General features: G+C 66.8%; 19 protein-coding genes. 12 read left to right on the forward strand and 7 right to left on the reverse strand.

Going from position 1 to position 23,586, the window contains the following annotated elements; genetic code table 11:
* The first annotated feature begins 41 nt into the window (after nucleotides 1-41).
* Nucleotides 42-497 carry an inner membrane protein YiaA gene (gene yiaA / locus D5301_RS23100; RefSeq protein WP_110710841.1) on the forward strand — a complete coding sequence of 152 codons (456 nt, stop codon included), beginning with the start codon at nucleotides 42-44 and terminating at the stop codon, nucleotides 495-497.
* Between the two features lie 108 nt (nucleotides 498-605).
* On the opposite strand, the gene D5301_RS23105 is transcribed toward yiaA, so the two are convergent.
* From D5301_RS23105 to D5301_RS23130, 6 genes are all read right to left on the reverse strand, one after another.
* A complete protein-coding gene (locus tag D5301_RS23105; RefSeq protein WP_153857009.1) occupies nucleotides 606-929 on the reverse strand; it encodes a hypothetical protein in 324 nt (107 codons plus the stop codon).
* A 109-nt stretch (nucleotides 930-1,038) separates the two neighbouring features.
* Nucleotides 1,039-2,340, reverse strand: a complete 1,302-nt coding sequence (locus D5301_RS23110; protein WP_121504728.1) for an amino acid permease — start codon at nucleotides 2,338-2,340, stop codon at nucleotides 1,039-1,041.
* A complete protein-coding gene (locus D5301_RS23115) occupies nucleotides 2,337-3,095 on the reverse strand; it encodes a L,D-transpeptidase family protein (protein ID WP_153857010.1) in 759 nt (252 codons plus the stop codon). The genes D5301_RS23110 and D5301_RS23115 overlap by 4 nt, the downstream gene beginning before the upstream one ends.
* Nucleotides 3,096-3,110: 15 nt before the next feature.
* Nucleotides 3,111-3,959 carry a MurR/RpiR family transcriptional regulator gene (locus D5301_RS23120; RefSeq protein ID WP_094000606.1) on the reverse strand — a complete coding sequence of 283 codons (849 nt, stop codon included), beginning with the start codon at nucleotides 3,957-3,959 and terminating at the stop codon, nucleotides 3,111-3,113.
* A 538-nt stretch (nucleotides 3,960-4,497) separates the two neighbouring features.
* Nucleotides 4,498-5,592 (reverse strand): dipeptide epimerase, encoded by a 1,095-nt coding sequence (locus D5301_RS23125; RefSeq protein WP_110710846.1) that lies wholly within the window; start codon nucleotides 5,590-5,592, stop codon nucleotides 4,498-4,500.
* Nucleotides 5,593-7,029, reverse strand: a complete 1,437-nt coding sequence (locus D5301_RS23130; RefSeq protein WP_153857011.1) for an SH3 domain-containing protein — start codon at nucleotides 7,027-7,029, stop codon at nucleotides 5,593-5,595.
* Between the two features lie 132 nt (nucleotides 7,030-7,161).
* Here D5301_RS23130 and D5301_RS23135 point away from each other — a divergent pair, with 132 nt between their 5' ends.
* The 10 genes from D5301_RS23135 to D5301_RS23180 all read left to right on the forward strand — a co-directional run bounded on the left by D5301_RS23135 (nucleotide 7,162) and on the right by D5301_RS23180 (nucleotide 18,676).
* On the forward strand, nucleotides 7,162-8,652 hold the full coding sequence (locus D5301_RS23135; RefSeq protein WP_324187384.1) for a transglutaminase domain-containing protein: 1,491 nt from the start codon (nucleotides 7,162-7,164) through the stop codon (nucleotides 8,650-8,652).
* Nucleotides 8,653-8,703: 51 nt separating this feature from the next.
* Nucleotides 8,704-11,706 (forward strand): TonB-dependent receptor, encoded by a 3,003-nt coding sequence (locus tag D5301_RS23140; protein ID WP_153857012.1) that lies wholly within the window; start codon nucleotides 8,704-8,706, stop codon nucleotides 11,704-11,706.
* Nucleotides 11,707-11,771: 65 nt separating this feature from the next.
* A complete protein-coding gene (locus tag D5301_RS23145) occupies nucleotides 11,772-13,325 on the forward strand; it encodes a serine hydrolase domain-containing protein (RefSeq protein ID WP_153857013.1) in 1,554 nt (517 codons plus the stop codon).
* Nucleotides 13,258-13,971 carry a M15 family metallopeptidase gene (locus D5301_RS23150; protein ID WP_153857014.1) on the forward strand — a complete coding sequence of 238 codons (714 nt, stop codon included), beginning with the start codon at nucleotides 13,258-13,260 and terminating at the stop codon, nucleotides 13,969-13,971. The genes D5301_RS23145 and D5301_RS23150 overlap by 68 nt, the downstream gene beginning before the upstream one ends.
* A 227-nt stretch (nucleotides 13,972-14,198) precedes the next feature.
* Nucleotides 14,199-14,570, forward strand: a complete 372-nt coding sequence (locus D5301_RS23155) for a hypothetical protein (protein WP_032968343.1) — start codon at nucleotides 14,199-14,201, stop codon at nucleotides 14,568-14,570.
* A gap of 232 nt (nucleotides 14,571-14,802) precedes the next feature.
* Complete coding sequence (locus D5301_RS23160) at nucleotides 14,803-15,213, forward strand: EF-hand domain-containing protein (RefSeq protein WP_004139214.1); 411 nt, start codon at nucleotides 14,803-14,805, stop codon at nucleotides 15,211-15,213.
* Between the two features lie 105 nt (nucleotides 15,214-15,318).
* On the forward strand, nucleotides 15,319-15,828 hold the full coding sequence (locus D5301_RS23165; RefSeq protein WP_049400072.1) for a DinB family protein: 510 nt from the start codon (nucleotides 15,319-15,321) through the stop codon (nucleotides 15,826-15,828).
* A 45-nt stretch (nucleotides 15,829-15,873) separates the two neighbouring features.
* Nucleotides 15,874-16,626, forward strand: coding sequence for an HAD family hydrolase (locus D5301_RS23170; protein WP_135968180.1), 753 nt, complete (start codon nucleotides 15,874-15,876; stop codon nucleotides 16,624-16,626).
* Between the two features lie 31 nt (nucleotides 16,627-16,657).
* A complete protein-coding gene (locus D5301_RS23175) occupies nucleotides 16,658-17,146 on the forward strand; it encodes a hypothetical protein (RefSeq protein WP_110710854.1) in 489 nt (162 codons plus the stop codon).
* Between the two features lie 165 nt (nucleotides 17,147-17,311).
* Nucleotides 17,312-18,676, forward strand: a complete 1,365-nt coding sequence (locus D5301_RS23180; protein ID WP_107432968.1) for a VOC family protein — start codon at nucleotides 17,312-17,314, stop codon at nucleotides 18,674-18,676.
* Nucleotides 18,677-18,768: 92 nt separating this feature from the next.
* Here D5301_RS23180 and D5301_RS23185 read toward each other — a convergent pair whose 3' ends face one another.
* Nucleotides 18,769-20,283, reverse strand: a complete 1,515-nt coding sequence (locus D5301_RS23185; protein WP_153857015.1) for an acetyl-CoA hydrolase/transferase family protein — start codon at nucleotides 20,281-20,283, stop codon at nucleotides 18,769-18,771.
* 460 nt (nucleotides 20,284-20,743) lie between these two features.
* Between D5301_RS23185 and glnE the strand changes: the two genes are divergently transcribed.
* Nucleotides 20,744-23,539, forward strand: coding sequence for a bifunctional [glutamate--ammonia ligase]-adenylyl-L-tyrosine phosphorylase/[glutamate--ammonia-ligase] adenylyltransferase (gene glnE, locus D5301_RS23190; RefSeq protein ID WP_153857019.1), 2,796 nt, complete (start codon nucleotides 20,744-20,746; stop codon nucleotides 23,537-23,539).
* The last annotated feature ends 47 nt before the right edge of the window (nucleotides 23,540-23,586 follow it).

Here is a 23,586-nt window from a genome sequence, read left to right on the forward strand (position 1 = left end):
GCCCGGGCAAAGCGTGCCCGCCTGCCTGCCAAGGACCTGCAATGAACACTGCCATGCCCCACAAGCCGTCCACCGCCTTCATCGCCGCCTCGTGGGTGGCCCTGCTGCTGGGTGCGGCGGCCTACCTGATCGGCCTGTTCAATGCCGCCACGATGGCGCTCAACGAGAAGGGCTACTACCTGACCCTGCTGCTGTTCGGCCTGTTCGCGGCGGTGTCGCTGCAGAAGAGCGTGCGTGACCGCGTCGAGGGCATTCCGGTGAGCGCGCTGTATTACGCACTGTGCTGGTTCGCGCTGCTGTCGGCGCTGATGCTGCTGCTGGTTGGGCTGTGGAATGCCACCCTGGCGTCGAGCGAGAAGGGCTTCTACGGCATGGCGTACGCGCTGTCGCTGTTCGGTGCGGTGGCGGTGCAGAAGAACACCCGCGACCTGATCGCCGCCGGCGGCGGTGAAAGCAAGCGCAGCGCGACCGTGCCGCCGCTGCCGGAACAGGAGTGATCGATCCGGTGTAGAGCTGAGCCATGCCCGGCTCAGTCGAGCATGGCTCGACTTCTACAGACGAGGTGCGAGAGCCGAGCGTAGGCTCGGCTCTACAGGGGGCTTGCGCTACCGCGTTAGACGCGGATCCGCCCGCTGCGCTTCCTCCCAGCCACGACGCGCCGCATTGCGTGCCTGCGCCCAGTCCAGGCGGCTGCGGCCGCGTTCGCTGGCCCAGCGTGATTCCAGCTCGCGTTCCACTTCCTCGTAGGCGCGGATCATGTCCTGCGCACGTGCGGCGTGGCCGATGCGGTAGGCCGGCTCATAGTCCTCGAAGAACAGCTGGTCGTCGTAGTACGGCTCGGCCGTGTAGCGTTCGCGCCAGTAGTTGCTGACCGCATCGCGCGGCGTGCTGTCGCCCGGTACGCGGCCGGGAATCTGGTACTCGGTCATGGAAGGCTCCGTTGTGGACGAAGCCTGATCGTGCCCGCGTGGCGGTTAACCGCCCGGTCTGGCAGCGTGATCGCCAGATCAATCCGCCGGGCATCGCCCGGCGCTACGCTCACCCGGCGTCGGCATCCTTGCGCGGCAGCTTGTAGATCACCGCGCCGATGGCGAACGCCACCAGCGCCGCGGCGATGTTCTGCCAGCTGGCACTGGCGAACAGCGCAACGCACAGCAGCAGCGCCAGCACCGGAATCAGCGGGCCACCGGGCAGCTTCAATGCACCGGGGCGGTCGGCGTAGCGCTTGGCCAGCACCAGTACTGCAGCGGCAGTACCGATGTAGGCGAACAGGCGCGTGGTCATCGACAGCAGCGCCAGCTGCACGAACGAACCGGACAGGGCCAGGCCGAGTGCGATCAGGCCCTGACACAGGATCGACGCGGCCGGCGTGTGGAAGCGCGGATGCACCTGCGCCAGGATCTTCGGCCCGTAGCCATCGCGGGCCAGCGCGAACAGGAAGCGCGGGCCCATCATCATCGTGTTGCTGTTGGTGCCGAGGATGGAGATGGTCGCGCCGATGGTCAGGATCAGCGCCAGTGCCTCGCCACCGAAGCCGGCGGCGGCATCGGCCAGCGGTGTGGCCGAGCTGGCCAGGCCGGCCAGCGTGCCCTGCGCCACCACCTGCACTGCGCCGTAGATGACGGTGACGGTGATGATCATGGTGATCAGGGCGAATGGAATATCGCGGCGCGGATTGCGGTACTCGCCCGCGGCGGCCGGGATGTTCTCGAAGCCGGCGTAGGCGTACAGCAGCAGCAAGGCGGCTTCGCCCATGCGCTGCAGGTCATGCGGGTCCGGGCGCTGGCCGGAGAAAGCCAGCTGCGGATCGATGTAGAACGCACCGATGGCCACGAACAGCAGCAGCGGCAGCATCTTGCCGATCACCAGCACCACGCCGGTACGCGCGGCCGAGCGTACGCCGATGATGTTGACGCCGGTCAGGAAGCCCAGCGACACCACGATCACCGCGATGCGGCCCATGCCGGCGCCGGCCCACGGCCAGAAGCGCGCTACGGCATCGGCCAGCGCGTTGCTCAATGCGGCCGCCGAACTGATGCGGGTCAGCCAGATCATCCAGCCGATCTCGAAACCGGCGAAGCGGCCGAAGGCTTCGCGGGCATACAGGTAGCTGCCTCCGGGTTCATCGAAGTAACTGGCGGCCTGCGCGTAGCAGAGCACCAGCAGCGCGACGACGATGCCGGCGGCGACCACGCCCCACAGGCTGAAGGGACCGAGCAGGGCGACGGTGGCGGCCGGCAGCAGGTAGATGCCGCTGCCGATCACATCGTTGATCGACAGGCCGACGATCTGCCAGCGGCTGACCGCGCGCTGCAGCTGCGGTTCGTCCTGCGCGCTCAACGGGCGTCTCCGCGCAGTGCGGGCAGCTGCCACTGGGCCTGCAGGCGCTTGTACTCGGTGCGCGGCAGCAGCACGAAGCGCGGCGCATCCTGCGGCCGCAGCCAGTCCAGCAGGGCCTGCATGCGCGCCTGCGGCATGGCGGTGCAGCCGGCTGTGGCCTCACCCGGCTGGCGCCACAGATGGGCGAAGATGCAGCTGCCCTTGCCGGGCTGGTTGCCCGGGTTGTGGGCAATCACGAAGCCCTGTTGATAGCGCACGTCGCCCTTGTTGTGCAGGTCCAGCCGCATCGGCTCGGTGGAGCCCTTGACCGCTGCACTGCCGACCTTCTTTTCATCCACGATGCGGTTGTAGAACGGCGAGCCGGGCACATCCATGCAGTAGCTGCTGTCCAGCATCGGCTGGTAGGGCATGGCGGTGCCGGGGCGTGTAACGGCATAGCCGAACGCGCTGCCCAGCGCGAACACGCCGGCCGGGCTGCGGCCATCGCCTTCCTGTTTCTGCGGACCGTCGGTCTGCGCCGGATGCAGGCCCAGCCCCCAGGCGCTGCCGGTACGGCCGAGCGCCACCGGGAACGCCTGCCCATGTGCATGCCAGCCCTTGCCATCACGCACATAGGCCTGCAGTTGTCCCTCGGTGCTGTCCCAGCTTTCGCTGGTGACCACGATCAGCTGGCGCGCGCCATCCAGTGGCGCGGCGTGGGCGGACATCGCCGCAGAAAGCAGCACGGCAGTAGCGAGGCGGACCAGCGATTTCATCAACGTGCGCTCCGGTCAGGAATCCAGCAGGTGGTCGATCCGCTCCAGGTTCACCGCGAGCTGCTGCTGGCGATCCGGATTGGCGTGGCAGAGCAGCACGAACAGGAAATCGAGCAGCGCGTGCATGGCGCTACGGTACAGCAGCTGCGCGACCTGCGGCGTGCGGTCGTGCGCACACACCACCAGTGTTGCATCAGCATGCGCGCGCAGCGGGTTGGCGGTGTGGCGGGTGATGGAAATCACCTTGCCACCCATGTCCTGGAACTGCCGCGACAACTGTGAAAGCTGCGGCAGGTTGCCGAATTCGGAGAAGACCAGCAGCGCATCGCCGGGACGTGCGGCCGACAGGTTGGCCAGCATCAGGATCGGGTCGGTATGCGGCACCACCAGCAGGCCGAGCAGCGACAGCCGCATGGCGAACTCGCGGGCGAACAGGCCGTCGTCACCCAGGCCGTACACGAACAGCTTCGGCGCGCCGTCGAGCAGCTGCACGATGCGCTCGATTTCCCCGCGTGGATTGGCCTGGCGGGTTTCCTCTTCGGCTTGTGCCTTGCTGCGGCGCAGGGCCTCGCCCAGGCGCAGGTAGTCATCGCCGCTGTCGGGTTCGCTGGGCGCCTGCTGCGGGTCGGCACCGGCGCGGGCGACGTCCTGGCCGATGGAGTACTTCAGGTCCGGGTAGCCCTTGAAGCCGAGCTTCTGGCTGAATTTCACCACGCTGGACTGGCTGATGCCCAGCGCGCTGGCCAGCTGCTGGGACGAGTAGTCGCGCAGCAGGTGGGCGTTGTCGAGGATGAAGTCGGCGATGCGGCGCTCGATGGCCGACATCTGCCCGCGCTCGGAACGGATCTTCAGCAGGGGCGGCATGCGGGGAGTCCGGGCATGTGTAGGCGCATTGCGGTTGGTCGCGTAGAGCGTGTCATGGAGTGGGTCGGGCGGGTGGGGTTTGCAGGGGACGCCGTGAATCCGTCCATGGAGGCTTGGCCGCCGCATCCATGCGGCGGACACCCCTGCAAACCCCACCCGCCCGACCTCGGACACATCGCGCGCGTGCCAGCCGCGAAGGGGTTACGGGGTAGGGCAGAAGCAAGAGCAGGTGCATCCACGCGTGGCATGGATTTACTGGGTGCAGCTGTTGCTTTGGACGTTGAGTCCGCCTTGTAGCGAGCCGAGCACCGCAGGTCCGGCGAGGGCGAAGAGGCGCGGGTGTCTGAGCGCAGCGAGTTCCGCGCCGTCCCTCGGCGGGCCGAGGAGCGCAGGGCACCGACGTGCGCAGCACGTCGGCTCGCGGCCGGCGGAGCGTTTCTTTTGGTTACTTTTCTTTCCGCAGAAAGAAAAGTAACGCCCGACCAGGCATCAGGTAAGGACGGCCCTTGTAGAGTCGAGCCATGCTCGACTGCGCGGGTCACCCCAGCATCTCCAGCCCACGCACTTCGGTGATGCCCAGCCCCGGTACGTCGCTGATGCTGATCTCCGATTCGTTGAAATGCACGCCCCCGCTGACCGGGTCGAACTGGCCCAGCGAGGGGCCATCCAGGTCGACCTTGGTGATCACATCGCTCTTGGCCACCGCCAGATGCACGGCGGCAGCCACGCTGATGCTGGATTCGATCATGCAGCCGATCATGCACGGCACGCCGTAGATGCCGGCGATGTCGGCAATGCGGATCGCGTTGGACAGGCCGCCGGTCTTCATCAGCTTGATGTTGATGATGTCGGCCGCGCGCTGCTGGATCAGGTCCATCACCTGGCTCGGGCTGAACACGCTTTCGTCGGCCATCACCGGCGTGTTGACGCGGTCGGTGACGTACTTCAGGCCGCTGATGTCGGCCGCCTTCACCGGCTGCTCCAGCAGCTCCAGTACCACGCCCGCTTCCTCCAGTGTGCGCATCGCATGCACCGCCTGCTTGGCGGTCCAGCCCTGGTTGGCATCCAGCCGCAGCAGGGCGCGGCCCTCCACCGCAGCATGAATCGCCTTGACCCGTTCGATGTCCAGGCCGATGTCCTTGCCGACCTTGATCTTCAGCGACTCGAAGCCGCGCTCGATCGCCGACAGCGAATCGGCCACCATCTTGTCGATGTAGTCCACGCTGATGGTGATGTCGGTGGTGATCACCGGGTCGCCGCCGCCCAGCATCTGGTACAGCGGTGCACCGTGCAGCTGCGCCCACAGGTCGTACAGCGCGATCTCCACCGCGGCCTTGGCGCTGGTGTTGCGCTCCATCGCGGTCTGCACCAGACCGCACAGGCGATTGAGGTTGGCCACGTCCTGGCCGATCAGGCGCGGCGCAATGAAGTGGCGGATCGCTTCGATGATCGAGCCGTGCGTATCGCCGGTGATCACCGCCGTGGCCGGGGCTTCACCGTAGCCGGTGTTGCCGGTGTCGGTGCGGATCAGCACCACCACGTCTTCCACGGTTTCCACTGTGCGCAGGGCAGTCTTGAACGGTGTTTTCAGCGGCACGCGCAGCATGCCCAGTTCGATGGCAGTGATCTTCATTCAGGGGGTCTTGGCACGCAGGCGTTGGATGTTGGTGATGCGGTCGATGTAGCGGACGCTGTCGCTGGCCATCATCGGCTCCAGCGGGGTGACCGAAACACCATTGAGGTGGGCCTGCACGCGCTTGCCGTCAGCACCGAACCAGCTGCCGCCCGCCGTATCGTGGATGACCCAGGTGCGGCCGTCGACGTGGCCGATGGCCATCATCACGTGGCCGGGGATGTAGACCAGGTCGCCCACCTGCAGGGCGGTGACGGCGCGGTCGCGCACGGCCTTGCCGTCCTTGCCGGTGAACGGCAGGCGATCCAGCGCCGGACTGACCGCCTGCGCGCTGGTATTGCGTGGCAGCAGCACGCCGAAGCTGCGGTAGATCTCGGATACGAAACCGCTGCAGTCGCGGGTGTCGTAGTCGTGGCCCCAGCCGTAGCGTTCACCGAGGAACTTGAAGGCCTGCTGCAGCAGCAGGCGTGGGGTCAGCGGCAGGTAGTCGGCGGCGGTGTCCTGAGAGCGCGGCAGCAGCGCCGGTATCAGCTTCAATCGACCATCGGCCTCGCGTACCGGCAGCTGCACCACCCACGATGCGTGCGCCTGCTGGCCGTTCACCGGCTCTGACGCCGGCCAGTCGGCCAGCACCGGCAAGCGCACGCCCATGTCCAGCTGCAGGCGCGAGACGCGCGGTTCTTCCGGGGTGTAGGCAGTCTGCGCGGTGGCGCCGGTGATGATCCGGTAAGGTCCCTGCGCGCCGTAGCCGAGCACCGTGGCTTTGTCGTCGCTGGCGATGGCATCGGCCTCGATCCATGCGCTGTAGCGCTCACTGTGCACGAACAACCAGCGGCCGTCGGCGCTGCGATGGACCACGGCAACCTTGTCGCCGGGGAACAGCGCCGACTCCTGGAAGCGGTCGATGTCGGTGTCGCCGACGCTGCTGAAGACGCGTTCGCGGGTGGGGAAGGTGCGCAGTGCGGCGCGCTTTACCACCAGCCCGTATTGCGGTGCCACCTGCGTGGGAATCGCATCCAGGCCGAGGTTGGCTTCGATCGTGCTGCGCAGTGCCGGCGTGATGGCCTGGCCCTTGTCATTGTAGAGGGCACGCGTGGGCCAGCTCGACAGCGCGGTGATGCTGGCGCGCACCGCCGCCGCATCCAGCTGGGCTGGCAATGCGGCGATGTCCTGGATGTGGCTGTCCTGTGACCGCATCCGTGCGTTCTGTGCCTCGATCTGGCTGCGGTCCAGGATCGGCACATCGGCGTTGTCCAGGCGCGCGGCCCAGTACTGGGGGGTGAGGTAGGCCTCGTGCAGGCCGATCACATAGGGCAGCGGCGCGCCCGGGTCGGGCGGCGGGGCCGCCTGTGCAAAGGCCGGTGCGGCCAGCAGGCACAGGGCCAGGGTCAAGCGGCGTGGCCAATGCCGATGCCGTTCGCGGGAAGCCAGGATCATGCGCTGCACACCCTCCTCGAATGCCTGTTGGAATATTTATTCCTTTTAGCATCGAAAGCAAGAATAAATTATTGACCGACATCCCGGCCCGTGTTACACAGCCGTTACCACCCGCGCTGGGGAAGTGTCGCTGTGGATCCTGCCGTTCGCAAACCACGTCTGCCTGCCACTGCGGGCCTGTGTGCCGCGCTGCTGCTGTGGGCGTGGTCGGCGGGAGCGGAGCCGCCACCCTCGGCCATCCAGTTTGCGCGGGTCGTGCAGATGATCGACGCGGGACGGTTCTCCGAAGCCGGCAGCGAACTGAACACCTGGTCGGCTGCGGACGCGGCGGAGCCTGGCGTCAGTTTCGACGACATCGCGTTCCAGGAAGAGCGCATGCGCCGCATCCGCCTGGATTTTTCCCTCGACGAAGCCGCCGCCAAGTCTGCCGTGCGCCGCTGGATTCCCGACCTGACCGAGGAGGAATTCGCACGCTGGGACCAGCTTGGACTGATCGAACACCTCGACATCGATGGCACGCGCTGGTACTTCAAGCGCGCACCGTCGAACCTGTTCCTGCTCAGCGACGAGGCACGTGCGCGCCGCCGCGCGGATGCACCGATGCCGGCGCCGGGCCCAAACGAGGTGCTCAACGCGCACCACGCACGCGTGCTTGCCGCAGCGGAACAAAGTGGCCGGGCGTCGGTACTGCCGCAGCGCATTGAATTCACCCAGTCGCTCACGGTGAAAGCCGATGCGGTGCCGGCCGGCGAGACCGTACGCGCCTGGATTCCGTACCCGCGCGAGATCCCGGGCCAGCAGGAGCAAGTGCAGTGGCTGGGCAGCACCCCGGGCAAGGCGCGCGTGGCACCAGCCAGCACCCTGCAGCGTACCGCCTATCTGGAAGCCAAAGCGGTGGCCGGGCAGCCGACCCGCTTCGAGGTCCGCTATGCGGTCACGATCCTGGCCCGGCATACCGCGATCGATCCGGCCAAGGTGCAGCCGACACCGGCCGATCCGGCACTGAAACCCTACCTGGCCGAGCAGCTGCCGCACGTGCGCTTCACGCCGGCGCTGAAGCTGTTCTCCGACCAGGTGCTGCAGGGGGAAACCCGCCCGTATGAAGTGGTGCGCAAGCTGTTTGCTGCCGTGGATCGCATTCCATGGGCCGGTGCGCGCGAATACTCCACGATCAGCAACATCAGCGATTACGCGCTGCATGCCGGGCATGCCGACTGTGGGCAGCAGACCCTGCTGCTGATCGCGCTGCTGCGTATGAACGGCATTCCCGCACGCTGGCAGTCGGGCATGGTGTTCTCCGGCGATGGCAGCGGTTACAACAACCTGCATGACTGGGGGCAGGTCTACCTGGCGCCGTATGGATGGCTGCCGATGGACGTGACCACCGGCGCACTGGCCAGCGACGTGCCGGCCCTGCGCGATTTCTACCTGGGTGGCCTCGACGGCTACCGCATCGCCTTCAACGACGATTTCGGCCAGGCCCTGGTGCCGGCCAAGCAGCACTTTCGCTCGGAAACGGTCGACTCGCAGCGCGGCGAGGCCGAGTGGGTAGGCGGCAACCTGTACTTCGACCAATGGAGCTACGACTTCCAGTGGCGGGTACTGCCAGCCGGGCAACGCTAGCGCGACACATCGCACTCCACACCATTCAATTCTTGCAGGAGAGAGCAGGGGATGAAGGCTTACAGCATCAAGCGGGCGGCGTTGTGCGTCGCCCTTGGGGCGTGTCTGGGCATGATCGCGCCCAGCGCATTCGCACAGGATGGTTCGGTGGTTGGCCGGTTGGTCACCGATTCGGGCCAGCGCCTGGACGCCGCTACGGTGACCGTGCGCAATCCGGCCACCGGTTTCTCGCGTTCGGTGAAGGCCGACGCCAACGGCAGCTACCGCATTCCACAGTTGCCGGTAGGCACCTACACGCTGGAGGTCGCGGTGGCTGGCGGTACGCCGGCGCAGGTGGGTGAAGTGACGGTGTCGCTTGGCAACGCCACCACGGTCAATGTGCCCGTCTCTGGCATCAGCACGCTGGGTGCCGTGCAGGTGCGCGCGCCACAGGTCATCTCGATGGTCGACGTGACCTCCACCGATTCGTCCATGAACCTCAGCCGCCAGGACATCGAGCGGCTGCCGGTCGACCAGGACCTGAAATCAGTGGCGATGCTGGCCCCGGGCGTGGTCTCGGGCAAAGGCTCGCTGGGTGCGCAGGGCATCTCCTTCGGTGGTTCGTCGGTGGCCGAGAACGCGGTCTACATCGATGGCCTTAACGTGACCGACTTCTACAACCGCGTCGGCTTCTCATCGGCGCCGTTCGCGTTCTTCCAGGAATTCCAGGTGAAGACCGGCGGCTACTCGGTGGAGTTCGGCCGTACCACCGGCGGCGTGATCAACGCTGCGACGCGCTCGGGCAGCAACGATTTCCACGCTGGCGTCGAGTACACCTTCGAGCCGCGTGCCTGGCAGTCCAGCAAGAACGATCACTACACCGCTGACGGCACGCCGTACATCATCGGCAGCCAGGACAAGCACACCACCAACCGGCTCAACGTGTGGGGTTCGGGTGCACTGGTACAGGACCGCCTTTTCTTCTTTGGCATGTACGAGATCCGTGACAACCGCGCCCAGTACACCAACAACGATGGCAACGTCTTCAACCAGGGCAGCACCAACGATCCGTTCTGGGGCGGCAAGCTGGACTGGCAGATCAACGACAACCACCGCCTGTCGCTGATGGGGTTCTCGGACAAGGACAACTGGGCCTACGACGTCTACGGCTTCGACCTGGCCAAGGGCGAGCCCACTGCCAAGACCAACGAGATCTACACCACCAATGGCGGCAAGAACTGGGCCGCCTCCTACAACGGCCAACTCACCGAAGGGCTGTCGGTGCGTGCGATGTACGGCAAGAACCAGCGCTATGCCTCGCAGCGCAGCATGACCGACCTGGAGTGCAACCGCGTGGTGGCCGAGAGCGGACTGGCTCCGGCAGGCGTACCACTGGGCTGCACCACCAACTCCACCGTGCAGTCGCGCGTGGATGATCGCGAGCAGGCGCGGCTGGATTTCGAGTGGCAGCTGGGTACTCATCTGCTGCGCTTCGGTGTGGATCACGAGAAGAACGTATCCACCTATGATCGCTACTATCCCGGCCCGGGCGCGTTCTACTACAACGTCTACAAGACCACGCCGGGTTCGATCCTGGAAAACGGTGGCGTGGTGCCGGCGGGCACCACCGCCTACGTGCGCGCGCGGCGCAATGAAGTGGGGGGCGAGTTCGAGAGCACCAACGCGGCGTACTACCTGGAAGACAACTGGTCGGTCACCGACAACCTGCTGCTGAATCTCGGCATCCGCATGGAGACCTTCGACAACAAGGACGCTGAAGGCCGCAGCTACATCAAGATGGACAACATGTGGGCGCCGCGCGCCGGCTTCGCCTGGGACATCAAGGGCGATGGCGCGATGAAGCTGTTCGGCAACATCGGTCGTTACTACCTGCCGGTGGCCAACGTGATCAACATCAAGCAGGCCGGTGGGCTGCTTGATGAGCGCGCCTATTACGCTTTCAACGGCTGGGACATCCGCGAGATCAACGGCAGCCGCTACGCCGTGCCGCGCACCGGTGCGCAGATCGGGCCGGTGGACAACTCGCAGGGCGATGGCACGGTCGGTGACCTGCGCTCGGAAGTGGACCGCGACATGGACCCGGTCTACCAGGATGAACTGATCCTGGGCTTCCAGCAGATGCTCAACGAGCGCTGGTCCTATGGGGTGCGTGGCATCTACCGCAAGCTGCACAACGCCATCGATGACATGCACATCACGGCCAGCGCGCAGTGCGGCAATGCCGAAGTGGGCTGGGTGATGGCCAACCCGGGCAGGAAGGTCACCGTGTGGGGTGATACCAACTGTGACGGTGTCTCCGATGGCTGGTTGACCGTGGACACCAGCAAGGAGGGCTTCGCCCAGTACGACGACAAGGGCAACTACATCGGCCAGATCGGCTGGGACAAGCCGCGTCGCGACTACAAGGCGCTGGAACTGCAGCTGGACCGTGGCTGGGACGGCACGTGGGCGATGAATGCCTCGTACACGCTGGCCTACGGGCGCGGCAACGCCGAAGGCCCGGTCAACTCCGATACCGACTTTGCCGATACCGGCCGCACCGAGAACTTCGATGATCCGTGGGTCAACCGCGGGGGCTACGGCTACCTGGCCAATGATCGTCGCCATCAGTTGAAGCTGCGCGGCAGCTACGCGATTACCGAGAACCTGCTGGTCGGCGCCACCCTTGACGCCCGCTCCGGCGGTCCGATCACGGGGTTTGGCGTGGGTAACCCCAGCGGCAATACCAAGCCCTTCCACAGCTACTACATCTGCGTGCAGAACTGCACCTCCAGTGTTCCTTCCGAGCGCGTCTACGAGCATTCCCCGCGCGGAGGCTACGGGCGCATGCCGTGGACCTACGAACTGGGAGCGAACATCACCTGGAACAAGCAGTTCGGCGAGGCCGACCTGAAGGTGAAGCTGTCCATCTACAACCTGACCAACCAGCAGAAGAAGATGTCGGTGGACCAGGAGAAGGAGAACGCCATTGGGCACATCAGCGACACCTTCCTGTGGCCGACCAGCTTCCAGTCGCCGCGCTATGCACAGCTGACCGTAAGCCTGAGCTACTGAGGCACCCTCCCGCGCCATCCCGATGGGTGGCGCGGGGGCTGGGTCACACCCCGTGAGGAACGCCCATGCACCCCCTGCTGATCCTCGCAGCGGCACTGGCCGCACCCTCCGCTTCGGCGGTCGATACCGCATCCATCGATGCCGATGTCGCCGCCGTGGTCCGGGCCGAGCATCTCCCCGGGCTGGCGATGGCGGTGGTCGAGAACGGACAGGTGGTCTATCGCCATGCCGAAGGCGCGCGCGGTGATGGCGGCCGCATCGACGAGGACACGCTGTTCAAGATCGCCTCCAACAGCAAGGCGATGACCGCCGCACTGCTGGCGCGGCTGGTGCAGCAGGGCAGGCTGCGCTGGGACGATCCGGTGCAGCGCCATCTGCCGGGCTTCCGCATGCACGATGCATGGGTGGGGCAGCAGATGCAGGTGCGCGACCTGCTGATCCACAACAGCGGTCTCGGCCTGGGTGCCGGTGACCTGATGCTGTGGCCGGAACCGAACACGTTCTCCCGTGCCGACATCATCGCCGGGCTGGCGCACCTGAAGCCGGTCAGCAGCTTCCGCAGCCACTATGCCTACGACAACCTGATGTACGTGGTGGCCGGCGAAGTAGCCGCCGCGGCCGCTGGCAAACCCTATGACCAGCTGATGCGCGAGCAGGTGTTCGAACCACTCGGCATGACGCGCTGCCAGCTGGGGGCCTGGTCGCTGAAACGCGTGGGCAACGTCGCCCAGCCACATGCCTGGCATGGTGATCGCAATGCGGTGGTGAACGCCGACGGTGCCATCAGCCCGGACCTGCCGTCGATGGCGGCCGGAGGCATCCGCTGTTCGCTGCGTGACATGACGCGCTGGATGCAGGTACTGCTGGATCCTGCCGTGGTGCCGGACTGGTTGGACAGTGAACAGCGCCGCACGTTGTGGACATTGCACATGCCGATGCCGCTGGGTGAGCGCCAGCGGCGCTGGGACAACGCGCATTTCTACGGCTACGGCTATGGCTGGCGCGTGTCCGACATGGACGGGCAGTGGAAAGTAGCGCACACCGGCACGCTGTCGGGCATGTACTCGTCGCTGGCGCTGCTGCCCGACCGGAAGGTGGGCGTGGTGATGCTGATCAACGGCGAAGGCGAGGACGCGCGCACGGCCCTGATGCAGGCCACGCTGAAGCGATTCACCACACCCGACGATGCGCGCCCGGCGATGGCGTACCTGGCCGAGCTGAGGGCTGACCAGGCAACGCGGGCGGCGACCGGCCATTCGCGGCCGTCCACCGTTGCGGCGCAGGAGACGAGCCGCACGGATCTGCCACGCTGGCAGGGCCATTACCGCGATCCGTGGCTGGGCCCGGCCTCATTGTGCCCGGGCGCGGACGGCCTGCGCTTCAGCGTGGACAAGTCGCCCCGGCTGCAGGCCACGGTGCTGCAGTTGCAGGGGCGTTGGCTGCTGCGCTGGGATACGCTGGGCGAAGACGCACAGGCCTGGCTGCAACCCGGTAACGGTGCGCCGCCCACACTGGACCTGCGTGCCATCGACCCGGACATCGACTTCAGCTATGACTTCCAGGACCTGCATTTCACTCGTACTGGCGACTGCGCTGGCAGCGAGCGCCAGCGCCGCTGAGCCGCCGCGCGTTTCGCCGGCCACCGATGCCGCCAGCGCCGGCCTGGTCGAAATCCGGTCGCTGGCACCGCACATCGACATGGACATCCGCTACGCCAGCGCCAACAACTTCACCGGCGCGCGCGTACCGGGTTACGAGGCGCCCTCGTGCTTCCTGCTGGCGCCGGTGGCCAAGGCGCTGGCGCAGGTGGAACAGGACCTGCGCGCGGATGGGCTTGGCCTGCGGATCTACGACTGCTATCGCCCGGTGCGCTCGGTGCAGGCCTTCATGGCCTGGGTGAACGACCCGCGCGAGCGCTCGCGCAAGGCTTTGCAGTACCCGGATCTGGACAAGCCGCGGCTGCTGGCCGACGGCTACATCGCCGAGCGCTCCGGCCACAGTCGCGGTGCCACGGTCGATCTCGGCCTGCTGGATTGCCGTAGCGGCCGCTGCTCGCCACTGGACATGGGGACCGACTTTGATTTCTTTGGGCCTCGCGCGCATACGCAGACGAGCGGACTGAGCGCTACGCAGCAGGCGAACCGCCAGCAGCTGGTGCGCGCGATGGCGCGCCGTGGTTTCGTCAACTATCCGCAGGAGTGGTGGCACTACACCCTGCAGCCCGAGCCGGATCCCGGCACCGCGTACGACGTCCCGGTGCGGTAGGGGTTACCGGCAGGGGGCACCCTCGACAATTTCCCGCTGCTCCTGGTAGGTGTCGACCTTGGTCGACACGGTAGATCCACGCCACGCGTGGGTGCCTTTCGTTCAATTCCCGCGATATTCGATTTCGATGGAGATTCATCCACGCATGGTGGGGATCTACCGTGGCCACCAGATCGGGTCCGGGGCAGATCCCTTACACTGGCCGCCTCTTCATCCCTGCCCACCCGATGAACCTTCCCCTGCACTTCGGCCTGCTCGGCACCCTGGAGGCCGGCGCCATCGCGCTGCTGGTCGGCCTGCTGGTGTACTTCCTGTGGTCGCAGTTGTGCCGGTTGCTGCACTGGACGGTCGGCCACGCGATCGGCTGGTCGTGTGTCATCGCCGTGATCATTTCCGCCGGCATCGATGCATGGAAGCTGTTCTACATGGGCATCGTGCGCCTGGAGTCGCCGCTGTACGCGCGCCTGTTCCTCGCCACCATCCACGATCCGAACGAACTTGGCAGTCGCGTGGTGCTGGAAATCGCCGGCGCGCTCGCTGGTGTTGCCCTCGGCTGGGTGGTGTTCAGTTCGCGGTCATCGGCGCAGAACGTCGACTGACGCAGGTTTTTCGTTCGCTGCCGGTTAAATCCGGCAGCGCTGAATGCGCATCTTATGAGCTGCTCACTTGCTGCTAACCACCGCGCTAAAGCATGCGTGGAGGTGAGTGGTTAATCGTGCGTGTTGACGCCGGTCGCGGGGCAAAATCGATTCAGAAAGGCAGTGGCAGGGTAGGTGCCGTGCGGAGACAACACGCCGCGCAACACCACCCAATCGGTAGGAGACACCCCTGATGACTATTCGCAACCGCAAGCCCCTGATCGCCCTGATCGTCGCCGCCGGCAGCGTGCTGGCCATTCCGGCGATGGCCCAGTCGGCCAAGCAGCAGGCCGCGCAGGCACAGAACGAGGCCGCGCAGGCGCAGCAGTCGGCGGCACAGGCAGGGCAGGCGGCTGACCAGGCGACCAATGCGGCCGCAGCGGCCTCGGCACAGGCCAATGGCGGTGGCCAGACCTGGGCCAGCATCGATACCGATGGCAACGGCACCATCAGCAAGACCGAGGCGCAGGTGAATGCCGGGCTCGCCCAGGTGTTCGACCAGGCCGATACCAACAAGGACGGCGAGTTGAGCGCCGACGAGTACAAGGCCTACGTGGCCGCCCAGCAGGCCGGTGCAGGTGCCGGGGCGGCGCAGGGCCGCTGATCCACGCCTGATTCGGGAAGACCGGTGCATGGGGACCCGGGCGGCTGCAGCCGCCCGGGTTTTTGCTGTATTGACGGCGCCCGCAGCGGGCTCGACCATCCGCACATGGCAACCCTCAAAACCCATTTCGAGGCCATGGCACGCTACAACGCCTGGGCCAACCAGCGCCTGTACGCCGCCGTGGAGGCGTTGCCCGAGGAGGACTACCGCAGGCCGTGCGGCGCGTTCTTCGGCTCCGTCGAAGGTACGCTCAACCACCTGTTGGTGACGGATCGCATCTGGCTGCGCCGGTTGGCCGGGCAGGGCGATACCGGCTATGCGCTCGATACGCTGCTGTTCACCGATTTCACCGCGCTGCGTCAGGCGCGGATCGAGGAGGATGCCGGCATCGTCGCGTTCGTGCTCGGGCTGTCCGACGCAGCCTTGGCGACCCGTGTCGCCTATCGACGCGTGTCCACGCCCGAACCGCAGCTGCAGCGGGTGGACGCCGGGCTGGCGCACTGGTTCAACCACCAGACCCATCACCGCGGCCAGGTACATACCCTGCTGACCCAACTGACCGGCCAGGCCCCGGCACTGGACCTGCTGGTCTACCAGCGCCAGCACGGCGACTGAGCGTGCCCGGTGTCCCACGTGCCGGGACGGCGGTATCCTTGTGCGATGACTACCCCCACGCCTGCGCCGTCGCGCGCCATCGGCCTGGTCGGTTTTGACGGTGACGATACGCTGTGGAAGAGCGAGGACTACTACCGCAAGGCCGAGCAGGATTATCTTGACCTGCTGTCGCGCTACGTCGACGTGCATGACACGCAGACCGCGCGCCACCTGCTGGAAGTGCAGCAGCGCCACCTGGGCACCTTCGGCTATGGCGTGAAGAGCATGACGCTGTCGATGATCGAAGCGGCCATCGACATCACCGGCCAGCGCATCGAGGCCAAGGACATCCAGCGCATCCTGGATATCGGCCACGACACCCTGCGCCACCCGGTCGAGCTGATCGACGGTGTGCGCGAAGCGGTGGCGGCCATCGCCGAGCACTACCCGGTGGTGCTGATCACCAAGGGCGACCTGTTCCACCAGGAAGCGAAGATCAAGGTCGCGAACCTGGCCGAGCTGTTCCCGCGCATCGAGATCGTCTCCGAGAAGGACCCGGAGACCTACGCCCGCGTGCTGGCCGAGTTTGACCTGCCGATGCAGCGCTTCGTGATGGTCGGCAACTCGCTGCGTTCGGACATCGAGCCGGTGGTGACCCTCGGTGGCTGGGGCGTGCATACCCCGTATGCGGTGACCTGGGCCCACGAGACCCAGCACGGCGTGGCTGACGATGAACCGCGCATGGTCACCGCCGATACCGCCCACGACTGGCCGGCTGCACTGGCGGCGATCGAGGCCAAGGCCGCGGCGGCGGCCTGACAGGGCGCGGCGGCTGCGGCAGAATCGGGGCATGAACGTCCGACTGCGCGCGCTGTTGTTGTCCCTGCTGCTGGTGCCGGCCACCGTGCTGGCCCAGCAGAGCGCCGAGCGCTCGGCGGCCTACACGGTGGAAACCGGTGACAGCTGGGTCGATGCCCAGCTGCAGGACATCAACCACTACGCCGAACGCTACCCCGACGCCTTCCTCGACGAAGTGTCGCGCTATGCCGAGGTGCCGCGCGGTTACATCAGCGCGCTGTTCACCACCCATGGCTGGCAGGCCGGGGATATCTACTTCGCCTGCTTCTGGGCCAAGGCCAGCGGCCAGACCTGCCGCGACAGCGTGCGCGCCTTCAGCCAGGACCCGGCGGGCGGCTGGGAGGCGGTGGTGAAGCGCATGCCGACCAAGCCGGACAACCTGCACTACCGCGCCGTGCGCCATGCCATCGTGGCCAGTTACCAGCACTGGGACCGGCCGATCACCCTGGATGCCACCCTGAGGCGCCAGCTCAAGCGGTAGTGCCGGCCGCTGGCCGGCAACTGCATCATTCCAGGCATCCCGAGGTTGCCGGCCAGCGGCCGGCACTACCGATTTCCGCCATGTTGCTCTGCATATCGCCGCCGCCGCGCGCTCCGGCGACAATACGGGTTCGAGCTGTTCCCCGTTCCCGTAATCGAGTGACTGATGAGCGCCTCTTTCGTTTCGCCTGATGTGATCCGCCGCCTGTTCGCGCAGGCCATGTCCCGCATGTACCGCACCGAAGTGCCGCTGTACGGCACGCTGGTGGAACTGGTGGAGCGGATCAACGCGCAGGTGCTTGACCAGGACCCGGCGCTGGCTGCGCAGCTGCAGCGCAACGACGAGCGTGCGCGCCTGGATGAAGAGCGCCACGGTGCGATTCGCGTCGGCACCGTGCAGGAACTGGCCACGCTGCGCCGCCTGTTCGCGGTGATGGGCATGTACCCGGTCGGCTACTACGACCTGTCCGTGGCCGGTGTGCCGGTGCACTCCACTGCGTTCCGCCCGCTGACTGGTGCCGCACTGGCGCAGAACCCGTTCCGCGTGTTCACCTCGCTGCTGCGCCTGGAGCTGATCGAAGACGAAGCGCTGCGCGCCGAATCGGCGAAGATCCTTGCACGTCGCCGCATCTTCACCGAGGGCGCGCTGGCGCTGATCGAGCAGGCCGAGCGTGACGGCGGGCTGTCGCAGGCCGATGCCGAGCGCTTCGTCGATGAAGCACTGGAAACCTTCCGCTGGCATGGCGATGCCACCGTCGATCTGCCGACCTACCACGCGCTGCACAACGCGCATCGCCTGGTGGCCGACGTGGTCAGCTTCCGTGGCCCGCACATCAACCATCTGACCCCGCGTACGCTGGATATCGACGCGGCGCAGGCGGCGATGATCGAGCATGGCATGGCCGCCAAGGCGGTGATCGAAGGTCCGCCGCGCCGTGCCTGCCCGATCCTGTTGCGCCAGACCAGCTTCAAGGCACTGGAAGAAGCCGTGCATTTCCCGGACAGCGAGGGTGGCGATGCCGGCACCCATACCGCGCGCTTCGGCGAGATTGAACAGCGTGGCCTTGCGCTGACCCCGAAGGGCCGCGCGCTGTACGACCAGCTGCTGTCGCAGGCCCGTGATGCCGGTGGCGAAGGCAGCACGGGCGGCGACTACGGCCAGCGCCTGCAGGCGGTGTTCGCCAGCTTCCCGGATGACCACGACACGCTGCGCCAGGAAGGCCTGGGCTATTACCGCTACCAGTTGACCGATGCCGGCCGCGCCGCGCCGGAGCGCGTGGCCGATCTGCCCGCCGAAGTACTGGTGGCCGCGGGCCTGGCCACCGCCGACCCGATCGTCTACGAGGATTTCCTGCCGGTCAGTGCCGCGGGCATCTTCCAGTCGAACCTGGGCGGCGAAGAACAGCGCGCCTATGCCGCGCACGCCAACCGCGAGGCCTTCGAGCAGGCGCTGGGGGTGGCGGTGAATGACGAGTTCGAGATCTACGAGCGGCTGCAGGCCGAATCGCTGGCGGCGCTGCGCACCGCGTGAAGGTAGAGCCGGCCGCTGGCCGGCTGTACCCGATGTCCGTACCTGGGATCAGATCCCTTTTCGGCAGAAAAGGGATCTGACCCCCAACGCAGTCAGCCCTTCATCGTGCCGGTATCCAGCCAGCGCTGGTGCCACGACAGCGCTTCCGGCAGCAGGTGCGGGGTGTGCTTGCCGTAGCTCTCGCGGCTGGCACGGTCAAAGTAGTCCTGCAGCTGCGCGCGGAAATCCGGGTGCGCGCAGTTGTCGATCAGCACCTGCGCACGCTTGCGCGGGGTCAGGCCACGCAGGTCGGCCAGGCCCTGTTCGGTCACGATCACCGACACGTCGTGTTCGGTGTGGTCCACGTGGCTGGCCATCGGCACGATCGCCGAGATGGTGCCGTTCTTCGCGGTGGACGGGCTCAGGAACGCCGACAGGAAACCGTTGCGGGCGAAGTCACCGGAACCGCCGATGCCGTTCATGATCCGCGTGCCCATCACGTGCGTCGAATTGACGTTGCCGTAGACGTCCACCTCGATCATGCCGTTCATGCCGATGCAGCCGAGGCGGCGCACCAGTTCCGGATGGTTGGAGATCTCCTGCGTGCGCATGATGATGCGCTCGCGGTAGAAATCGATGTTCTCCTTGAACGTCTCGTTGGCCTGCGGGCTCAGCGCGAAACCCGTGCACGAGGCATAGCTCAGCACGCCGTCGCGCAGCAGGTCGAGCATGCCGTCCTGGATCACTTCGGTGAACGCGGCCAGATCGCGGAAACCGCTCTTGGCCAGGCCGGCCAGCACCGCGTTCGGAATATTGCCCACGCCCGACTGCAGCGGCAGCAGGTTCGGCGGCAATCGGCCCTTCTTCACTTCGTGCTTGAGGAACTCGATCAGGTGCGAAGCGATCTGCTCGCTGGTCGCATCGATCGGGCTGAACGGGCTGTTGCGGTCCGGGCCGTTGGTGCGCACCACGGCCACGATCTTGTCCGGGTCGCAGCGCAGCGCGGTGTCGCCGATGCGGTCGTTGGCGTTGACCAGCGGAATCGGCTTGCGGTGCGGCGGCAGCGCGGTGCCGTAGTAGATGTCATGCATGCCGTCGACGCCGGCCGGCTGCCATTCGTTGACCTCGACGATCACCTTCTTCGCCAGGTCCAGCCAGGTCTTGTTGTTGCCGACCGAGGTGGAGGGCACCAGCGAACCGTCTTCGCGGATGGCCGAGACTTCGATCACGGCGGTATCGATCTCGCCGTAGAAGCCGAACCACACGTGCTGGGCCACGTGGCTGAGGTGGATGTCGATGTAATCCAGCTTGCCCTCGTTGATGCGGTTGCGCGCATCCGGGTCGCTCTGGAATGGCATGCGCATGGCGATGCCATCGGCCTTGGCCAGCGCGCCATCGAGTTCCGGCGCGGTGGAGGCGCCGGTCATCAGCTTGATCTGGAAGGGCTGGCCCTGGGCGTGCACCGATTCGATGCGACGGGCCAGTTCAACGGGGACGGCCTTGGGGTACCCGGAGCCGGTAAAGCCGCTCATGGCCACGGTTTCACCGGGCTGGATCAGCGCGGCTGCGGCCTCGGCGGAGACCACGCGGTCACGGAGACGCGCGTTGGCGATGCGATCAACAGACATGACGACAGTGTTTCTGGGGGGAATCCCGATTATCGGCCATCCTCCTCCGTACGGGGGGTTCTACCTTCGTGGAATGGCTTTTCCCCGCAGGGGTTACCCCTACCCACCGGTTTTGTTTTGCAGTGCAGCGTGCAAAGTGCTTTCGCAGCCCGCACGATGGCCCTGCATCCCGACGTGGGGGAGGGAGCAGAGCCCGCTGGCAGTTCGCTGCAAGCGGGCTTTTTTATTGCCTGTCGCCCAGTATGAATACGCAGCCTCCATTATTGGTAGTGCCGGCCGCTGGCCGGCAACTGCAGGAAGCTGCTGCGGAATCATCGGATCTGCCGGCCAGCGGCCGGCACTACCGGGTCGATACAATCAGCCCATGACCCTCGCCCCCGCCGATCTGCCCACCTCCCTGCAGCCCCTTGTCGACCGCGCGCTGGCGCGCCTGGCCCAGGTCCTGNGATACAATCAGCCCATGACCCTCGCCCCCGCCGATCTGCCCACCTCCCTGCAGCCCCTTGTCGACCGCGCGCTGGCGCGCCTGGCCCAGGTCCTGCCCGAGCCCGTTCCTGCCGAGCTGCTGCCGCTGTTGACCCGGCTGGCGGTGGCCAGCGACTTCGCGCTGGACACGCTGGTGCGGCAACCGGCGCTGCTGGCACAGCTGGCCGCGCCCGGCTGCCCGCCGATCCCGGCGCCGGTGCTCGATCCGCTGCAGCCCAGCGACTGGCCGGCGCAGATCCGGCGCTGGCGCACGGCGATGTCGACGCGGCTGATCTGGCGCGACCTGACCGGTCTGGACGACGTGGCGCAGACCCTGGCCGGCGCCACCGCTTTGGCCGAAGACTGCCTGCGGCTGGCGCTGGACGCCCTGCAGCAGGAATTCGCCCAGCGCCACGGCGTGGTCCGCGACGGCGAAGGCGCGCCGCAGCAGCTGGTGGTGTTCGGCCTTGGCAAGCTCGGCGGTGGCGAGCTCAACTTCAGTTCCGATGTGGACCTGGTCTACGCCTACCCGCATGGCGGCGAATCCGACGGCCCACGCGCACTGGCTGCCGAGGAGTATTTCGCGCGCCTCGGCCAGCGCCTGGCCAAGCTGCTGGACGAGACCACCGTCGATGGCTTCAGCCACCGCGTCGACCTGCGCCTGCGCCCGTTCGGCAGCGCTGGTCGCGTCGCGCTCTCGTTCGCGGCGATGGACCAGTACTTCCAGCGCGAAGGCCGCGACTGGGAACGCTATGCCTGGCTGAAGGCGCGCGCGGTCGCCGGCGATATCGAGGCCGGTGAGGCGTGGCTGCAGACCCTGCGTCCGTTCGTGTACCGCCGCTACCTGGACTTCACCGCGCTAGACGGCCTGCGCGAGATGAAGGCGGCCATCACCGCCGAAGTCGCGCGCCGTGAACTGCATGAAGACATCAAGCGTGGCGCCGGTGGCATCCGCGAAATCGAATTTCTGTGCCAGGCGCTGCAGCTGATCCGCGGTGGGCGCGAACCAGCATTGCGCGAGCGTCGGCTGCTGGTGGCGCTGGAGGCACTGGTCGCGGCCGGGCAGATCGCGCCCGAGGATGGCAGTGCGCTGCGCGAGGCCTACCTGTTCCTGCGCCGCCTGGAAAACCGCCTGCAGATGCTGCGCGACGCGCAGACCCACGTGCTGCCCAGCGATGTACTGGACCGTGAGCGCATCGCGGTCGGTCTGGGTTATCCAGACTGGGAGGTGTTGCGTGCGGCGTTGGCCGAACAGCAACAGCGGGTCAGTACCGAATTCGCCGCGCTGCTGGCGCCGCGCAAGGGTCAGGCCGCGCCCGACGCGCTGGCCAACTACTGGCGCAGCCTGCCGGATGGCAGCAATGCACCGCTGCTGGCCGAAGCCGGTTTCCTCGATGCCAACGGCGCCGACCAGTCGCTGCGCGATTTCGCCCAGGGCACCGGCGTGAAGTCGTTGTCCGATGCGGCGCGTGCGCGGCTGGACCGCGTGCTGCCCGCGCTGCTGCATGCGGCCACGCGTTCGCCGCAGCCGGATGCCGCACTCAAGCGCGTGCTCGGCCTGCTGCAGGCGGTACTGCGCCGGACCAGCTATCTCGCGCTGCTGGACGAGCAGCCCAGCGCGTTGGCGCGGTTGGTGGACGTGCTGGCGCGCAGTGCGCTGCTGGCCGAGCGCCTGGCCGCGTACCCGCTGCTGCTGGACGAACTGCTGGACGTGCGCGTGTCCGGGCCGATGCCCGATGCCGCCGGCATGCTGGCCGAGTGCCAGCAGGTGCTGGAGGTGGAAGATCCGGAATCCGCGCTGCGCTGGCTCAATGAAACGCGGCTGGCACTCAGCTTCCGCATGGCGATGGCCACGCTGGATGGCCGTCAGGGTGCAGTGGACAGCACGCGGCAACTGGCCGAGCTGGCGCAGGCGGTGGTGGTCACCGTGCTGGCGATGGCCGAGGCGGACATGCGCGCCGCGCACGGTGAGATTCCCGGTGGCCGTTTCGCGATCATCGGCTACGGCAGCCTCGGTGGCCTTGAACTGGGCTTCGGTTCCGATCTGGACCTGGTGTTCCTGCACGACAACCCGGCTGGCGTGGATGCCAGCGATGGCGCGCGTCCGCTGGAACCGGGGCGCTGGTATGCGCGGCTGGCGCAGAAGGTGATGGCACTGCTTGGGGCAGTCACTGCCGCCGGGCGCCTGTACGACATCGACGTGCGCCTGCGCCCGGATGGCGGCAAGGGTTCGCTGGTGTCTTCGTTGGCCAGTTACACCGAATACCAGCGCGAACGTGCGTGGACCTGGGAGCACCAGGCGCTGGTGCGCGCGCGTGGCGTGGCCGGCGATGCCAGCCTGCTGGCCGACTTCGAGCACGTGCGTGCGCAGACGCTGGGCCGCGAACGTGATGCCGGTGTGCTGTATGCCGACGTGTTGAAGATGCGTGGGCGCATGCGTACTGAACTGGACCGCAGCGATGCCGCACGGCTGGACCTGAAGCAGGGCGCGGGTGGCGTGGTGGACCTGGAGTTCCTGCTGCAGACCGGCGTGCTTGCGCGCAGTGCCCAGCATGCGGCGTTGTTGCAGCCGCGCGACACGCCGTCGTTGATCGATGCGTTGGCGATTGCGGGATTCCTGCCGGAAGACACCGCGCAGGCGCTGCACGGGGCACATGCAACGCTGCTGGACGTGGGCCTCGCCTGCACGCTGGACCGCCGCCCGCGGTTGGCCCCGACCACGCCCGCGATTGAAGAGGCGTGTGCCGCGATTACGGCGGCGTGCATCGCCGCGGAGCTGCCATTCGCCTGAGGATCAATGATCTGACCGTTGGCCTGTTGTTGGTAGGTGCCAACCTT

It is taken from the genome of Stenotrophomonas sp. MH181796 (assembly GCF_009659995.1).
GTDB classification, from domain to species: Bacteria; Pseudomonadota; Gammaproteobacteria; order Xanthomonadales; family Xanthomonadaceae; genus Stenotrophomonas; species Stenotrophomonas riyadhensis.

What these genes read in the sequence shown, in the direction of transcription:
- D5301_RS23155 (WP_032968343.1), top strand. Translation starts at nt 14,199, where the DNA reads ATGAACCTTCCCCTGCACTTCGGCCTGCTCGGCACCCTGGAGGCCGGC.
- D5301_RS23165 (WP_049400072.1), top strand. Translation starts at nt 15,319, where the DNA reads ATGGCAACCCTCAAAACCCATTTCGAGGCCATGGCACGCTACAACGCC.
- D5301_RS23140 (WP_153857012.1), top strand. Translation starts at nt 8,704, where the DNA reads ATGAAGGCTTACAGCATCAAGCGGGCGGCGTTGTGCGTCGCCCTTGGG.
- yiaA (WP_110710841.1), top strand. Translation starts at nt 42, where the DNA reads ATGAACACTGCCATGCCCCACAAGCCGTCCACCGCCTTCATCGCCGCC.
- D5301_RS23145 (WP_153857013.1), top strand. Translation starts at nt 11,772, where the DNA reads ATGCACCCCCTGCTGATCCTCGCAGCGGCACTGGCCGCACCCTCCGCT.
- D5301_RS23150 (WP_153857014.1), top strand. Translation starts at nt 13,258, where the DNA reads ATGACTTCCAGGACCTGCATTTCACTCGTACTGGCGACTGCGCTGGCA.
- D5301_RS23185 (WP_153857015.1), bottom strand. Translation starts at nt 20,283, where the DNA reads ATGTCTGTTGATCGCATCGCCAACGCGCGTCTCCGTGACCGCGTGGTC.
- D5301_RS23180 (WP_107432968.1), top strand. Translation starts at nt 17,312, where the DNA reads ATGAGCGCCTCTTTCGTTTCGCCTGATGTGATCCGCCGCCTGTTCGCG.
- D5301_RS23160 (WP_004139214.1), top strand. Translation starts at nt 14,803, where the DNA reads ATGACTATTCGCAACCGCAAGCCCCTGATCGCCCTGATCGTCGCCGCC.
- D5301_RS23125 (WP_110710846.1), bottom strand. Translation starts at nt 5,592, where the DNA reads ATGAAGATCACTGCCATCGAACTGGGCATGCTGCGCGTGCCGCTGAAA.
- D5301_RS23130 (WP_153857011.1), bottom strand. Translation starts at nt 7,029, where the DNA reads ATGATCCTGGCTTCCCGCGAACGGCATCGGCATTGGCCACGCCGCTTG.
- D5301_RS23105 (WP_153857009.1), bottom strand. Translation starts at nt 929, where the DNA reads ATGACCGAGTACCAGATTCCCGGCCGCGTACCGGGCGACAGCACGCCG.
- glnE (WP_153857019.1), top strand. Translation starts at nt 20,744, where the DNA reads ATGACCCTCGCCCCCGCCGATCTGCCCACCTCCCTGCAGCCCCTTGTC.
- D5301_RS23175 (WP_110710854.1), top strand. Translation starts at nt 16,658, where the DNA reads ATGAACGTCCGACTGCGCGCGCTGTTGTTGTCCCTGCTGCTGGTGCCG.
- D5301_RS23115 (WP_153857010.1), bottom strand. Translation starts at nt 3,095, where the DNA reads ATGAAATCGCTGGTCCGCCTCGCTACTGCCGTGCTGCTTTCTGCGGCG.
- D5301_RS23170 (WP_135968180.1), top strand. Translation starts at nt 15,874, where the DNA reads ATGACTACCCCCACGCCTGCGCCGTCGCGCGCCATCGGCCTGGTCGGT.
- D5301_RS23120 (WP_094000606.1), bottom strand. Translation starts at nt 3,959, where the DNA reads ATGCCGCCCCTGCTGAAGATCCGTTCCGAGCGCGGGCAGATGTCGGCC.